This is a genomic window from Dellaglioa sp. CoH-57-MRSF-21 (assembly GCF_056781915.1).
The window spans coordinates 1-231 of record NZ_JBXAXU010000266.1 but is presented as its reverse complement, the minus strand read 5'-3'; the positions used below and the strand labels follow the sequence as shown (position 1 = coordinate 231).

1 protein-coding gene is annotated in these 231 nt (G+C 61.5%); it reads right to left on the bottom strand.

Going from position 1 to position 231, the window contains the following annotated elements; all coding sequences use genetic code 11:
* Positions 1-231, bottom strand: a 231-nt coding sequence (locus tag AC1RPQ_RS08725) for a substrate-binding domain-containing protein (protein ID WP_481762390.1), incomplete at both ends; no start/stop codon positions are given.

Sequence of the window (231 nt, the reverse complement as noted above, 5' to 3'; positions counted from 1 at the left end):
GAGCAGATCCGGCCAGTCTTTCAGGGCTTTCGGGTTGCCTTTACGCACGATGAACACAGTGGCCGAGGTGAACGGCGCGCTGTTGTTCGGCAGGCGCGTGACCCAGTTTTCCGGCACCAGTTTGCCGTTGTCGGCGAGGGCGTTGATGTCGGTGGCCATGTTCATGGTGATGACGTCAGCCGGCAGGCCATCGATCACCGAGCGCGCTTGCTTGCTCGAACCGCCGAAAGA